This window comes from Gluconobacter oxydans DSM 3504, from assembly GCF_000583855.1.
Taxonomy (GTDB): domain Bacteria; phylum Pseudomonadota; class Alphaproteobacteria; order Acetobacterales; family Acetobacteraceae; genus Gluconobacter; species Gluconobacter oxydans.
Window position 1 is genome coordinate 649,728 of record NZ_CP004373.1, and the last position, 14,699, is coordinate 664,426.

Sequence of the window (14,699 nt, forward strand, 5' to 3'; positions counted from 1 at the left end):
CATAAATCCTGCTGCCTTAACGCGGCAGCAGGGCTCACGGTTCAGCGAGCTTCAGGATCAGGTCAGGGCGTGGAGGGCGCAGGCGTTCCGAAATCGAGCTCGGCGGCGATCTTTCCGGCTTCCGGATTCCACAGCAGGACACGGTCACTTCCCGCTCCGCTCAACGTCACGGCCATCAGACCATCCGGACGGGATGTGACTGCCGTGATGTGCTCCCCTGCACCCAGCGGAAGCGCGAGACGGGAAAAGCCGCCCTCAGCCAGCGGGACTGTCGCCGTCACGCTCGGGCGCGGATGCAGAAAACGATAGGCAATCACGCCGATCAGCCCGAAGACGGCCGCGATGATCAGCACGCCCATCAAAATCACGGCGGCCAGAAGCGCTTTTGGTGTCTGCGACTCGCTGTTCGCCATTTCCTCGGCTACACCCTGTGTCATGTCTGATCCTGTTTCCCCATTCCGTCTTGTTGTCGATGCGTCCACGGCTGGCCAGAGGGCCGACCGGGCGCTGGCGGACGCCATCGGCACGGTTTCCCGCTCCCGGGTCAAGGCCCTGATTGAAAGCGGCAATCTTTCCGTCAATGGAAAGACGGTCTGCGAGCCTGCGGAAACGCTGCGCGATGGCATGGAAATGGTGCTCACCTTCCCGGCTCCTACCCCTGCCCGACCGGTCGCCGAGCAGATCCCGCTCAATATCCTGTACGAGGACGACGATCTGATCGTGCTCGACAAGCAGGCCGGACTTGTTACCCACCCCGCGCCGGGGAACGAGACCGGCACGCTGGTCAATGCGCTGCTCGGGCATTGCGGGGAAGGATTCGAGGGCATTGGTGGCGAGAAGCGTCCGGGAATCGTGCATCGTCTGGACAAGGACACGTCCGGCCTGATGGTCGTGGCCAAGACGGCGATGGTGCATAACGCGCTGTCCGAAGCCTTTGCCGCCCGTGACATCGACCGCGCCTATCTGGCGCTTGCCTGGGGGCTGCTTCCTGCCGAGGGTGAGTTCGACGGCAATATCGGCCGCGACAAGCGGGACCGCAAACGCATGGCCGTTGTGGGCAGTGGCGGCAAGGTTGCCCTGACACGGTTCAAGCTGATTGAGCCCTATCAGGCCGCCGTCTCCCTGATCGAATGTCGTCTGGCCACTGGACGGACCCATCAGATCCGTGTTCACCTTTCGAATGCAGGCCACCCCCTGCTCGGAGACCCGGTCTATCTGCGCCGGATTCCAGCAGCAGCGCGCGGTCTGTCGCAGGATGCGAAGGAAGCTGCCCTTGATTTCCCCCGTCAGGCGCTCCATGCGACCCGACTCGGATTCATCCATCCGCGGACGAAAAAGCAGCTTTCTTTCGAAACTGCCCCTCCCGAAGACTTCCAGACCTTGAAAAAGCGACTGATCGGCTAAACCTTCAAAGGCCATTGACTTTTTTGGCTGAGCCTGTCATAAACAGCTCATCCGACGAGCTGACGCGCCGCCGGAATGGATCGTACCACCAGAGGTCGCCCAGTCCGGGGACTGACGGTCGGGGACGTGAAAGTCCTTCCCAATGCGTCACCTGGGTCAGACGGAACTATCCCGTCGCCGGTCCGTATGAGTCTCCATCTCATCCGGATGCGGGTTAAGCCCCGGGCGAAAGGAGTCGAAGATCATGGCATCCCCAGCCGTCATTTCAGTGGGTCCCGAAAACAACCTGACCCGCTACCTTCAGGAAATCCGCAAGTTCCCGCTGCTGACGCCGCAGGAAGAGCTCGATCTCTCCCGGCGCTGGCGCAAGGACGAAGATACGAGCGCGGCCCACCGCCTCGTCACCTCCCATCTGCGTCTCGTGGCCAAGATCGCCATGGGCTATCGTGGTTATGGCCTGCCGGTGAACGAACTCATCAGCGAGGGCAATATCGGCATGATGCAGGCCGTGCGCCGGTTCGATCCGGAGCGTGGCTTCCGTCTCGCCACCTATGCCATGTGGTGGATCCGCGCCGCCATGCAGGAATACATCCTGCATAGCTGGTCGCTGGTGAAGATGGGCACGACCGCCGCGCAGAAGAAGCTGTTCTTCAACCTGCGTCGCCTCAAGGGGCAGATGCAGGCTATTGATGACGGCGATCTGAAGCCCGAGCAGGTCAACTCCATTGCCACCACGCTCGGCGTGCCGGAGCAGGACGTGGTTTCGATGAACCAGCGTCTGGCCGCGCCTGACCACAGCCTCAATGCGCCGCTGCGCATCGATGGTGAAGGCGAATGGCAGGACTGGCTCGTGGACGATCACGAGAACCAGGAACAGACCTACGCCGCATCTGAAGAGTTCACGGGCCGCAAGGCGCTGCTGGATCAGGCCCTGATGACGCTGAACGAGCGTGAGCGTCACATCCTGAGCGAGCGTCGCCTGAAGGAAGAGCCTTCCACGCTGGAAGAGCTGTCCCATCATTACAACGTCTCGCGTGAACGTATCCGCCAGATCGAGGCCCGTGCGATGGAGAAGCTTCAGAAGGCCATGGCCGCTGAAGTCGAGCATCGCCGCCGCGAAAACGGGCTTCAGGCCTGAGGAAACGTCTTTCACGAAAAACCCCGCCGGAGCCATGCTCCAGCGGGGTTTTTTAGTGTTGGAAGACCAGTCGGACTCCGCTACAGGCCGGAACGCCGGGGTCAGAAGCCGTCGTTCTGGCTTCCATCAGCGTTGAACCGGTTGGAATAAGCGGCTTGCGATTCAGTTCTTGGAGGAGACAACAGCATTCCCTCCGGACGACCGCTCAGGACAGGTTCTCCAGTCGAAGGCGCAGCGGGTGATGTCGGGGCGCGGTCATAGGCCTGACAGGCGGCGAGACCACAGAGCAGAAACCAGCCCGACACAAATTTCCGCAACATCCAACGCCCTCTCTCACCGCGCATAAAAAAAGCCGGGGAAGTCACCTTCCCCGGCTTTTGTCTTATTCGAGCCCCAGATCGTGGCCCGCGGAGCGAAGGACCTCGATGCCCGGGAGGATCTTGCCCTCCAGCCATTCGAGGAAGGCCCCGCCTGCCGTGGAAACATAGGTCATCTCACTCGCGACGCCTGCATGACGCAGGGCCGAGACCGTGTCACCACCGCCGGCGATCGTCTTGAGCTTGCCTTCTTCCGTCAGCTGCGCGGCATACTGTGCGACCTCGACCGTTGCCTTGTCGAACGGTGCGATCTCGAACGCACCGAGCGGGCCGTTCCAGACCAGCGTCTTGAGCGTGTCCAGACGGTCCCGGATCAGCTCGACCGTGCGCGGACCGGCATCAAGGATCATGGCATCGTCCGGGACTTCGCCGATCAGGCAGGTCTCGGTCGGGACATTGGCCTTGAACTCACGCGCCACGACGGCATCGACCGGCAGGACGATCTCGCAGCCTTTTTCCTGCGCGAGATGGGCGATCTTGCGTGCCGTCTCATGCATTTCGGCTTCCTGCAGGGACTTGCCCACATTCATGCCTTCAGCCGCAAGGAACGTGTTGGCCATCGCGCCCGTGATGAACAGCGTGTCCACCTTCTCGATGACATTCCCGATCAGATCGAGCTTCGTCGAGATCTTGGAACCGCCGATGATCGCACCGACGGGGCGCTCCGGGTTTTCCAGAGCGGCGGACAGGGCGCTCAGCTCGGCCTGCATCAGACGTCCGGCGAAGGACGGCAGGTCACGGGCCACGCCTTCGGTTGAGGCATGGGCGCGGTGCGCGGCCGAGAACGCGTCGTTGACGAAGATGTCGCCATTCTGCGCCAGAGCCTTGGCGAACTCGGGATCATTGGCCTCTTCACCCGCATGGAAGCGCGTGTTTTCGAGGACGATGATATCGCCGTCGGCCATGGCGCCCACAGCGGCTTCCACGGTCGGGCCGACGCATTCGGCCACGAAGCCAACCGGCTGGCCCAGGATCTGACCGAGCTTCAGCGCGATCGGACGCAGGGACATGGCGGGGACGACCTGCCCCTTCGGGCGGTCGAAATGGCTGAACACCACGACGCGCGCGCCCTTGTCGGCCAGTTCGCGAATGGTGGGGGCAACCCGCTGCAGACGGGTGTCATCGGTGATGACGCCGTCATGCATCGGAACGTTGAGGTCGGCGCGGACCAGCACGCGCTTGCCGCGTGCGTCCACACCATCAAGGGTGCGGAAGGCCATCACTCAGAGGCTCCCGAACAGGGCGGCCGTGTCGGCCATGCGGTTGGAGAAGCCCCACTCGTTGTCGTACCACGAGCAGACGCGCACCATCTTGCCGCCATCGACGAGGACCGTCTGCGTCGCATCGAAGATCGAGGACGCCTTGTCATGGTTGAAGTCGGAGCTGACGAGCGGCGCCGTGTTGTATTCGAGGATACCCTTCAGGGGGCCTTCGAGCGAGGCGGCACGGATGGCTTCGTTGACAGCTTCGGCGGAGGCCGGCGTGCGCGTCGGAACGAAATCCAGCGAGACGACCGAGACATTCGGCGTCGGGACGCGGATGGAGGTTCCGTCCAGCTTGCCCTTCAGATGCGGCAGAACCAGACCGACGGCCTTGGCGGCACCCGTGGAGGTCGGGATCATGTTCAGGGCGGCGGCGCGGGCGCGGCGCGGATCCTTGTGCAGGGTGTCCACCGTACGCTGGTCGCCCGTGTAGGAATGGATCGTGACCATGTAGCCACATTCGATTCCGAAGGCCTTGTCCAGAACGGATGCCACGGGGGCAAGGCAGTTCGTGGTGCAGGACGCGTTGGAGATGATCTTCATGTCCGGCGTCAGGACGTCGTTGTTCACACCGTAAACGATCGTCGCATCGACGTCCGTGGCCGGAGCGGAAATCACGACGCGCCTGGCACCGGCTTCCAGCAGGGCAGACGCCTTCTCACGGGAGGTGAACAGGCCCGTGCATTCCATCGCCACATCGACGCCCTGGAACGGGACCTGTGCCGGGTTGCGCTCGGCGGACACCTTGATCGGACCATAGGTACGGCCATTGGCTTCGATGATCAGGCTGTTGCCTTCAGCGCGGACAGTTCCCGGAAGGCGGCCATGCGTGCTGTCATAGGCCAGCAGGTGCGCGTTGGCCTCGACCGAACCCAGATCGTTGATGGCGACAACTTCGACATCCGTACGTCCGCTTTCGATGATGCCACGCAGCACCAGCCGTCCGATCCGTCCGAAACCGTTGATCGCGATTTTTACAGCCATGACCTGCCCTACTCCGTTCCTTGAAAACTCGGGCATCTTCCATAGCACCGCCACAGCGGAGCAACAGGGGGCATCAACAGTTTTTCATGAAGTTGACTCTATAATCTTGCTCAAAGCCTCCGTTCCTGCGACGGTTCCGCGCGATATGGCACCTTTTGTCCGACATTTCCGTTCGCCGCGGGGTCCTTTGCCCCGGTCCGCCCTCCTGATGGGAGGGCTGCTGCTGGCTGCGCCCCTGCTCTCGGGGTGCAAGCTGCTGGACCAGCGCACGTTCAACCCGAATGCGGGCAAGCCGCCTCATCCCTATATTCCTCCCGCGCCGCCTGCGCCGCCGCCGCATGCCCCGTTCCTGGCGATTGCAGGCGGGACGCCGGAATCCGAATACGGCCCCGTCGTGGAACGTGCCGCAAAGGCCGCCCTGTCTCGCAAGGCGAACGTGCTCTTCATCGTGCAGGCCTTTGCCCCGCCGCAGCCCACTCCCGATGCCCAGGCACAGGCCCTGACGGACGTGACCAATCATCTGGCGGCGGTTGTGGCGTCCCATCTTGAGAAGGCTGGCGCGCAGCCCATCCAGATCGAAATGCACGCCATCACCGATCCGTCGGCCACCAAACCGTCTGTCCGCGTCGACGTCCGCTGATCTCCGACGGCGTATGCAGCAGTCCTTTCCGGACTGCTGGCCCTGGATCAGGACCGTAGGTATGGGCGCCTCGGTCTGTGCATGTTTCCTGGCGCCATGGCCCCTCGCTGTCCTGCGGATGACCGGAACACTTCGGGAAACGTCTGTTCCTTAAAGCAGCCGGGTCAGAAGCAGCCCCAGCGCCACGCCAATCGCGAGCAGGATCAGCCCGTTGCGCAGACGTGTTCCGATCGGCGTCCGCTCGGGCACGACAGTCTGCGTCACGCTGTCGCGCAGTGCAGCCATTTCTTCCTGCTGCGCACGGGCTTCTTCCTGTTCCTGCCAGACCCGGCCGCTCATGCGCCGGATGTAATGTCCGGCATCGGCGGGCGTTGTTGCGGCATGGTCCACGACGCGTTCGGCCAGGGTCCGGTTTGCCGTATGGCCCAGCCCGAGAACGCGATGCGCGGGACAGACGGCCAGCGCTTCCAGCACCAGCGGGTTTTCGAAGACCACGAAATCGGACACGTCCCCGCCCCCGCGGATCAGGACGATGATGTCTTCCCGGCAGGTGCGGATCGCCTCCGCCAGACGGCCGGGATCGTTCATGGCCGTGGGCAGGCTTCGCACACGTTCCGGACGCCAGGCCCCGCCGAGAGCCTGAAGGAAATCCTCCGCCACCAATGCACTGGATGCCGCCGAATGGATCAGCAGGAGCCGCGCATCCGGCCGCGTGGGATAGGGATGAAACGCGCAGGGCAGTCCGCGCAGGACGTCCAGAACGGAACGCTCGACGCGCTCGACTTTCTGGCGGTCGGGATCGTGAAGTTCCACAGCCACGACCTCGAAACGCAGCACGACCTGCCCGCGATACTGCCGGGCACGCAGCATGCCGGTGACATGGACATGATCACCGGGGCCGACTTCCGCCCGCGCCAGAATGGATTTCTGCACTTCGAGAGCCAGGGTGGTTCCGAACTGCGGATCGGTCAGGGGAAGCTGGTAATATTTGGGATAGGCATTGGGCGCGGCGTCCCCAAGCTGTCCCGCCACGACCAGCGGAAAGCCCCATTCGTCGAAAGCAGCGCAGATCTCATCCAGCCGGGCAGAGAACAGGTCCTGCACCTGAAGCGGAGAGAGGACTGTCAGTGTTGTTGTATCTCCCGCCGCGGAAGATGAGCGGGAGCGTCTCGGAAAAGCGTCCATCCGTTACCATATGGAGAAAGAACAAATGTTCTTACAGAGGGCTGACGCCCTCTCACGCGATTTTTTGCATGTTTTTCAGAAGGTTGTGGGCTGGTGAGCCGATTTGATCCCGAAGAGCTGTTTGAACGTCTTGCCCGGTCCCGGTTCCGCACCCGCTTTCATCTGGACGATCAGGCGCGAGTCTATCTCGAAAGCCGGGGCCTTGATGCCGTCATGGAACATGGTGCGGCCTTCATCGCCGAACGTCTGGCTCCGGCCCACCCGCCCCGCGACGGCAAGCAGACGCCCATGCGTGGTCATCCGGTCTTTATCGCGCAGCATGCCACCGGTGCGTGTTGCCGGAGTTGCCTGTCCAAATGGCATGGCATGGCGCCGGGAAAGGCGCTGACGCCCGAACAGCAGGCGCAGATCCTGCTTGTGCTGCGAAGCTGGATCGAGCGGGACTTTGGACACACGGTCCCCAGCAGCCCGGCGCAGGGGGCGCTCTTCTGAAGCCTCAGTCTGGCTGACGGCGCGGCACGAACCGCTCCGCCAGGAAGATCAGCAGGAGTGCCGCAGCACCCAGCACGATCTGCGAGCGCGTTTCGGGCTGGATCATCATGGCAACCAGCGTGCATCCGATCAGCACTAGGGCGGCATAGGCCTTCCAGGGCGATTCCGGCACGAGTTTCAGACGTCCCGCCACGATCATGGTATTGTTGAACACCATGAAGCCGCCCGTAAGACTGACCAGAAGGCCGAAGATCAGCGTCGGCGAGAGCACGGCCACGGCGGCCACGAGAATAGATGCAAACGCACTGACCAGAATGGCACGGCGGGGCAGTTTCGTGGACGCATCCACGGTCAGGAACAGTCCCGGAGCAGAGCCGGATTCCGCCAGTTCGTACAGGATGCGGGACGTCACATAGATCCCGGAATTGAGGCTGGAAAGCGCCGCAGTCATGACCACGACCGCCAGCGCCACATCTGCGAACGGGACATGCAGCCGGTGCAGCACCAGCAGGAACGGGGAATACCCGGACACCACATCGCTCCACGGCACCAGACACAGCACGAGCGCGATGGAAACGAGATAGAACCCGCCGATCCGCAGCGCGATGGAGCGCGTGGCGCGGACGATGTTCTGTTCGGTGTTGTCGGACTCAACAGCCGCGACGGTGGAAATTTCGCTGCCGCCCATGGAGAACAGGATGGTCGGGATCACGGCCAGAAGCGCCAGCCAGCCATGCGGCAGCAGGCCACCATGCGCGAACAGGTTGTCATGAACGGGAATGGGACGGCTCAGCAGCGCCCAGACGCCGATGCCGATGAAACAGACGATTGCCAGAACCTTGATGGCCGAAAACCAGTATTCGAACTCGCCATAGCCTTTGACGGACATGAGATTCACGCCGGTCATCAGCGCCATGATGAGGATTTCGAGCACGGCATAGGGCAGCGGAATATAGGGTGCGAGCATCGTCGCCACGGCGATGACTTCCACGGCGATCGCGATGATCCAGGTCAGCCAGTACGCCCAGCCGGCGACGAAGGCGGCGCGGTTGCCGAGCGCATACTGGATCTGCCGCAGGAAGGACGCGCGGCCCGGTACTTTCAGCGCCAGATCACGCATCATCAGATTGACCAGGAACACCAGCGTTCCGGCGAGCGCATAGGACAGCAGCACCGCAGGGCCGCCCAGCGAGAGTGCCGCGGACGCCCCGATGAAATATCCAGCCCCGATCACCCCTCCAAGGGCGATCATGACGACATGGCGCGTACGCAGACTGTGGGCAAGCTGGTCGGGCTGGCTCATGGACAAGAAGTTTCCTGCTGTGGACGGGAGAGGCGTTTTGGAAGAAGGACGCTTCAGACCGGAAGGTCCCTGTTGTCCGCCAGGGTTTCCATGGTCATGTACGAGGTGATGGCATCAAGCTCCACCTTGCTGATGATCTGCTGATAGACACGATCGAAATCGTTCATGTCGCAGGCCACCACCTTCAGAAGATAATCGTATTCACCCGCGATCCGATAAAAATCAACTATGTTCGGTATCGAACCGACCACCTTGCGGAATGTCTCGAACCATTCGCGCGAATGATGGCGTGTGCGCATCAGCACGAATACCGTCAGGGTCAGACCCAGCGCGGAGGCGTTGAGCCGCACTGTGTCATGGGCAATCACGCCGTCCTCGCGCAGGGCATTCAGCCGCCGCCAGCAGGCATTCTGCGACAGGCCGACTTTCTCGGCGAGTTCACGCTGGGAGGGGGTGCCCTGCTTTTGCAGGATTCTCAGGATCGCCCTATCCGTTTGATCGAGTTTTCTGGCCATATCGCTTTATATGACCACAAAAAGGATTTTTCACCCTCAAAAAAGAAGCGGTTTTCACTCTTTCCGTCGGTCTATCGTCTTTTCATCACGAGGGTCATCACGCAGGGCCAGCACGGACGGGGAAACATCGCGCCATGGAAACGATCGGCAATCTCGACAACAGCACCGCCATTCTCGAACAGTTCGAGCAGACGCTGCGCAATAACGGGCTGGCCGCGCTCGCCAAGGGTGTGATCGGGGATGGCGCGAAGTTCTCGACGCCGTTCGGTACGCAGTCCCTGCTCTATGCCGATTATGTTGCCTCAGGCCGTGCGCTGAAGCAGATCGAGACGTTCATCATGGACGAGATCCTGCCGTTCTACGCCAACAGCCATACCGAAGCGTCTTTCTGCGGCGCCTACATGACGCGCCTGCGCAACAGCGCCCGCGCCATGATCGCCCAGTTCTGCCATGCCCCCTCCCCCGATTTCACGACCATTTTCATGGGCAATGGCGCCACGGCCGGGCTGAACCGTCTTGTCCATCTGCTGGAAATCCCGGCCCTGTGCGAAGCCGGAAAGCGCCCGACCGTTTTCATCGGCCCTTACGAACATCACTCCAACATCCTGCCCTGGCGTGAAAGCGGTGCGGAGATTGTCGAAATCCCTGAGGCGGCCGAAGGTGGGCCGGATCTGGGTGTTCTGGAACAGGCACTGAAGGCCTGCCCGGCGGATCGGCTGAAGATCGGTTCCTTCTCGGCTGCGTCCAACGTGACGGGCATTCTGACGGATGTGAACGCCGTCACGGCCCTGCTCAAGCGTTACGGAGCGCTGTCTATCTGGGATTATGCCGGGGCTGGTCCGTACTGCCCGATCGACATGCAGCCGGGTACGCCGTTTGAAAAAGATGCGGTTGTCGTGTCCTGCCACAAGTTCATCGGTGGCCCGGCAGCGTCCGGCGTGCTGATCGTGCGCAATGCCGCCATGCCGCGCACGACGCCTGTCCTTCCAGGCGGTGGCACGGTCCGTTTCGTCTCGCCCTGGAACCACGATTACACCGCGAACCTTGCCGCACGCGAAGAAAGCGGCACGCCAAACGTGATCGGGGACATCCGCGCGGCGCTGGCGTTCATCGTCAAGGACGTCATCGGGGAAGCCTATATGGCGCAGCGCAATGCCGAACTGCGCACGCGTGCCGTGAAGGCCTGGAGCAGCAATCCCGCCATCGAGATCCTTGGCCATCCCACCGCCAATGCCCTTCCGATTTTCTCGTTCCGCATCCGCGACGTGAAGAATGGCGGTTTCATTCATCAGCAGCTTTTCACGCGCATGCTGTCGGACCGTTACGGCATTCAGGTCCGTGGTGGCTGTGCGTGTGCGGGGCCGTATGCGCATCGGCTTCTAGGCATTGATGAGGATGAGTCCGGTTTGATCCGCAACGCCATTCTCTCGGGTCAGGAAATCGAGAAGCCCGGCTGGACGCGCCTGAATTTCAGCGTGCTGATGGATGATGGCAAGGTCGAGCGCATTCTGAACGCCGTCAATGAACTCGCCAGCAATCCCTGCGAGACGGCGGCGCAGTATGACTGCGACATCACCACGGCGCGTTTTCGTCCGAAGGCCGCAGCCTGAAACAGGGCACGGTCTCAGAAAAGATAGGCGATCTTCATGTAATAGGCGTTCGTTTCCGCCACGTTGCGGCCTTCGACAGAATGGGAATAGCGCGGCGTGATCGACAGGCGCTTGGTGACGTAAATCATCGCACCCACACCTAGCGCGGTCTCGCGGCTGCTCGAATTGGCGACCCAGAGATTGGACGTGTTGTCATGCATGCCGCCGCTGTTCTGCCAGTCGAGCGAGAAGAACGGCTCAAAGCGTGACGAGGCTTTCCAGCTGAAACGCAGGTTTGTGTAGAACACGTTGCCGGCTGAATAGCTGTGCTCGCCGTTGCGGTGTTTGGTCGAACTCACGACGCTGCCCAGATCGCCGTCGAAGCTGAAATGCTTCCATTCGTAATCGAAAATGATGCTCGACAGGTTGGCCCAGTAATGAGACGCCAAGGAATCCCGCGTGCCTGACGGAGTTTCCATGAAGGTCTGGATCCCGAGCGTGCTGTGCTTGTTGGGCTTGAACCAGGCTGCCGGTCCGACGATCGTCGTGCCCAGACCACCCCAGTTCTGCCCGTTGGCCAGCGTGTAGGCCTCGGACTGGATCAGCTCGAAGGCAAAGCTGACATGTGGGATCGCGTCGAAACTGCGGAAATGCACATATTTCGTCATGCCGCTCCAGGTATGACTGCCGCCCCGCGCCCGGCGCTGTCCGCCACTGTCATAGACCGAACCGGCGGCGTTTCCGTCACCGTACTGCACGACCACATTGAACGGCTTGAAGTCCACCGGAAGGTCGTATTCGTGCGGTCCGATAATGGCCAGGGGGATATCGGCGGCATGCGCGGCAACGCCCGGAACGAGAGCAACAGCAGGCATGCAGGCTGCCAGGGCACCAAGGCGCACTCCGAGCGTGAATTTGCGACGCATGACGTGAATTTCCATAGAAATTAATGAGGATGTGGAGCGTGCCCTCAGAGGGGCACGCTCCATCCATGATCCGGCGATCAGTGCGCGGCTGCGCCCTGTTCCCCGTTCAGGGTATAAGCGATGATATAATCACCGCTGCGGGTGCCAAGGCCCCCATGACCGCCTGCGGCGATCACAACATACTGCTTCCCGTCAATTTGATAGGACATCGGAGTAGCCTGTCCGCCTGCGGGCAGACGGTCACGCCAGATGACCTTACCATTCGACATGTCAAAGCCGCGCAGATAGTCGTCGGCCGTAGCGCCCATGAAGGCGACGCCGCCCTTGGTCACGACACTGCCGCCGATGTTGTACATGCCGGTCGGAAGCGGAAGGTTGTTATGCGTCCGGAAAGGACCCGTGTCGCGCGTGGTGCCGACGGGGTGCTGCCAGACGATCTTTTTCGTCACCAGATCGATGGCCGTGATCTTGCCCCAGACCGGTCCCTTGCAGGGGATCTCGAGCGGGTTCAGCCACGGGCTGGTGTAGGCGATGTACGGCGTGCCGTAATCCGGGGACACGCTCAGCGCATCGCCCTTGGCTTCCGGCTTGTCGCCCTGACCGTTCCACTTCGGCAGGATGCCGGCGTTTTCGGCCTTCTGACGGTGCTCCAGACGGATCCGGAACGGCAGATAGCTCGCATTGGCGATCAGCAGTTTGCGCTGCGGATCGATGGAGGCGCCCTGCCAGTCAACCACACCATAGAATGCCGGATAGACGATCGTCGTCTTGCCAACATGCGGCGGGGTGAACTGACCTTCGTAAGCGGACTGGCGGAACTGGATGCGGCAGATCATCTGATCCAGCAGCGTCGCGCCCCACATGTCGCTTTCCTTGAGGTCCGGCGGCGTCAGGGACGGCAGACCGACAGCGAAAGGCTGCGTCGGGGAGACATGGTCATCCGCTGCAACACCTGCGGTCGGAACCGGACGTTCCTCAACCGGATAACCCGGAACCGGCTTGCCGGTGCGACGGTCCAGAACGAAGAACTCACCGCGCTTCGTGCTCTGGATCAGAGCCGGGATGTTCTCGCCATTCGGGCCCGGCAGATCGACCATGGACGGTCCGATGGCCAGATCCATGTCCCACAGATCGTGATGCACGGTCTGGAAGGTCCAGCGGCGTTCACCCGTCTCGATGTCGAGGGCAATCGTGGCACTGGAGGTTGCGTCGTCGAACGGACGGCGCGAGCCACCCCAGTTGTCCGGCGGGGAGTTACCGGTCGGGATGTAGAGCAGACCCAGATCCGGATCGGCCGTGTAGACGCCCCAGGCGTTCGGCGTGTCACGCGTCAGCTCGTCGTTCGGGCCGGGCTTCCAGTTTTCCGGGTTGTGACCGGCATCCCAGGCCCATTCGATTTCGCCCGTGATCGGGTTGAACGCACGGATTGCACCGGAGGGTTCGAAATTCGCCTGGTTGTCGAAGATCCAGCCGCCCAGAACCACACGATCCTTCACCACCAGCGGCGGCGACGTCACGAAGTGGAAGCCATGCGGAACATGACCGAGATACTGGCGCAGGGAAATGAAGCCGTGCTCGCCGAAGTCTTCACAGGGCTTGCCGGTTTCGGCATCGACAGCCAGCAGGCGCACGTCGCCAACCGGGGAGAAGATGCGCTTCTGGCAGGCCTTGGACCCGTCCGGAGCCTGATAGTCGTCAGCGGCCTTGTAATAGGAGACGCCACGGCAGGCCAGATAGACGTTCGCGGCCAGGTCGGCGGCAGCCGGCTTGGGATCGAACTTCCACTTCACCTTGCCGGTCCGGGCATCGAGCGCCATGACCCAGTTGTGCGGCGTGCAGAGATAGAGCGTGTCATCGACCTTGATCGGGGTGACTTCGAGGTTGAACTCGTGGCCCTGATCCGGTCCGGCAACCACACCTTCATCGGCCTTCTGGACGTCACCCGTACGGGTCACCCAGGCGCGCTTGAGGCTGCTGACATTCGCCGGCGTGATCTGTGCCAGCGGGCTGTAGCGGTCACCGCCCACCGTGCGGCCATAGGCCGGCCAGTCAGCTTCCGGGGTGTCCTTGGCCGTCAGGTCGGACTGACCCGTCGCCGCCATGCGGTCTGCGGGAAGCGTGCCGTCGATGGAATAGGACGTGAAGCAGCTTGCAATGATCGCAACCATTGCGATGGCGGCAGAGCCGAGCAGTTCGCGCTTGTCCGACAGCCAGTTATGACCGGTGCGCCAAACCCATGGCAGCAGCATCCAGGCTGCGATGCCGACGAGCGTGAACAGACGGACTTCCAGGCCCCAGATGTCGAAGCCGACCTCAAGAACGGACCAGACGGTCGCCACCAGCAGAAGCGCTGCGTACAGACGCGCGCCCAGCAGCGGGTTACGGAAGCTGATACCAGCAGCCGCGAGCATCACGAGGCCCGCAAGGGCATAGAACCACGAACCGCCGAGAATGAGGAGATATCCTCCCCCTCCCAGCAGGAAAAGCCCGACAAGCGCGAGCAGGATAGAGGTTAATGGAGACATTACCCTCTGGAGTGAAGCAGACATGACACCTCGTTCTTGCGAAAAACGAAAACCATTCCCTCTGAAATGATTTGTCTTTCCTGATCATCGGCGGAACGCGATACCGTTTGCGCTCCGTCATGGCTGTGGCGGACGGGTCAGCCCTGTTCGTACGTCAGGAAGGACAGTGACCGGCGCTTGCAAAAGCTCCGGCTTCATGCCTGCTTCCCTTCCGATCCACAGCACTGAACCGGAAAAGACAAGGAGCGCTGCGTTACCGATGGTTTGCGAAAAAACCCACCTGACACACAACGTTTTACCTTTTCCGGGACCCGTCATTCCTGATTCAGTTCGCCGGGGGCTATCCCACATCGTTGAAC

Annotated in this window: 13 protein-coding genes; 5 read left to right on the forward strand and 8 right to left on the reverse strand. The window is 61.9% G+C overall.

Features of this window, described 5'->3' with window-relative positions:
* Positions 1 to 62: 62 nt before the first annotated feature.
* Positions 63 to 437, reverse strand: coding sequence for a hypothetical protein (locus tag GLS_RS03000; protein ID WP_052327438.1), 375 nt, complete (start codon positions 435 to 437; stop codon positions 63 to 65).
* Between GLS_RS03000 and GLS_RS03005 the strand changes: the two genes are divergently transcribed.
* Both GLS_RS03005 and rpoH read left to right on the forward strand, forming a co-directional pair.
* Complete coding sequence (locus tag GLS_RS03005; RefSeq protein WP_041111075.1) at positions 436 to 1,404, forward strand: RluA family pseudouridine synthase; 969 nt, start codon at positions 436 to 438, stop codon at positions 1,402 to 1,404. The genes GLS_RS03000 and GLS_RS03005 overlap by 2 nt on opposite strands.
* Positions 1,405 to 1,648: 244 nt before the next feature.
* Complete coding sequence (gene rpoH / locus GLS_RS03010; RefSeq protein WP_011252084.1) at positions 1,649 to 2,542, forward strand: RNA polymerase sigma factor RpoH; 894 nt, start codon at positions 1,649 to 1,651, stop codon at positions 2,540 to 2,542.
* A gap of 382 nt (positions 2,543 to 2,924) precedes the next feature.
* Here the strand turns inward: rpoH and GLS_RS03015 are convergent, their stop codons facing one another.
* Positions 2,925 to 4,139: a phosphoglycerate kinase gene (locus GLS_RS03015; protein WP_041111077.1), complete on the reverse strand. Its 1,215-nt coding sequence runs from the start codon at positions 4,137 to 4,139 to the stop codon at positions 2,925 to 2,927.
* Positions 4,140 to 4,142: 3 nt separating this feature from the next.
* Positions 4,143 to 5,165 carry a type I glyceraldehyde-3-phosphate dehydrogenase gene (gene gap, locus GLS_RS03020; RefSeq protein ID WP_041111080.1) on the reverse strand — a complete coding sequence of 341 codons (1,023 nt, stop codon included), beginning with the start codon at positions 5,163 to 5,165 and terminating at the stop codon, positions 4,143 to 4,145.
* Between the two features lie 187 nt (positions 5,166 to 5,352).
* Between gap and GLS_RS03025 the strand changes: the two genes are divergently transcribed.
* Positions 5,353 to 5,805, forward strand: a complete 453-nt coding sequence (locus GLS_RS03025; RefSeq protein WP_011252087.1) for a hypothetical protein — start codon at positions 5,353 to 5,355, stop codon at positions 5,803 to 5,805.
* Between the two features lie 150 nt (positions 5,806 to 5,955).
* Here the strand turns inward: GLS_RS03025 and GLS_RS03030 are convergent, their stop codons facing one another.
* Complete coding sequence (locus GLS_RS03030) at positions 5,956 to 6,990, reverse strand: exodeoxyribonuclease VII large subunit (RefSeq protein WP_041111082.1); 1,035 nt, start codon at positions 6,988 to 6,990, stop codon at positions 5,956 to 5,958.
* A 93-nt stretch (positions 6,991 to 7,083) separates the two neighbouring features.
* On the opposite strand from GLS_RS03030, the gene GLS_RS13075 reads away from it, so the two are divergent.
* Complete coding sequence (locus GLS_RS13075; RefSeq protein ID WP_080691881.1) at positions 7,084 to 7,482, forward strand: DUF4186 domain-containing protein; 399 nt, start codon at positions 7,084 to 7,086, stop codon at positions 7,480 to 7,482.
* Positions 7,483 to 7,486: 4 nt separating this feature from the next.
* On the opposite strand, the gene GLS_RS03040 is transcribed toward GLS_RS13075, so the two are convergent.
* Together GLS_RS03040 and GLS_RS03045 are read right to left on the reverse strand one after the other, a co-directional pair.
* Positions 7,487 to 8,785, reverse strand: coding sequence for an amino acid permease (locus tag GLS_RS03040; RefSeq protein WP_041111086.1), 1,299 nt, complete (start codon positions 8,783 to 8,785; stop codon positions 7,487 to 7,489).
* A 53-nt stretch (positions 8,786 to 8,838) separates the two neighbouring features.
* Complete coding sequence (locus GLS_RS03045; protein WP_011252091.1) at positions 8,839 to 9,300, reverse strand: Lrp/AsnC family transcriptional regulator; 462 nt, start codon at positions 9,298 to 9,300, stop codon at positions 8,839 to 8,841.
* A 134-nt stretch (positions 9,301 to 9,434) separates the two neighbouring features.
* Between GLS_RS03045 and GLS_RS03050 the strand changes: the two genes are divergently transcribed.
* The gene (locus tag GLS_RS03050; protein ID WP_041111087.1) at positions 9,435 to 10,910 is read left to right on the forward strand and encodes an aminotransferase class V-fold PLP-dependent enzyme; all 1,476 of its coding nucleotides are present in this window, start codon (positions 9,435 to 9,437) and stop codon (positions 10,908 to 10,910) included.
* Positions 10,911 to 10,924: 14 nt separating this feature from the next.
* Here the strand turns inward: GLS_RS03050 and GLS_RS03055 are convergent, their stop codons facing one another.
* Both GLS_RS03055 and GLS_RS03060 read right to left on the reverse strand, forming a co-directional pair.
* Entirely contained in the window at positions 10,925 to 11,815 is an 891-nt protein-coding gene (locus GLS_RS03055; protein ID WP_041111088.1) for a transporter, read from the reverse strand.
* 77 nt (positions 11,816 to 11,892) lie between these two features.
* The gene (locus GLS_RS03060) at positions 11,893 to 14,364 is read right to left on the reverse strand and encodes a membrane-bound PQQ-dependent dehydrogenase, glucose/quinate/shikimate family (RefSeq protein WP_041111089.1); all 2,472 of its coding nucleotides are present in this window, start codon (positions 14,362 to 14,364) and stop codon (positions 11,893 to 11,895) included.
* Positions 14,365 to 14,699 lie beyond the last annotated feature (335 nt).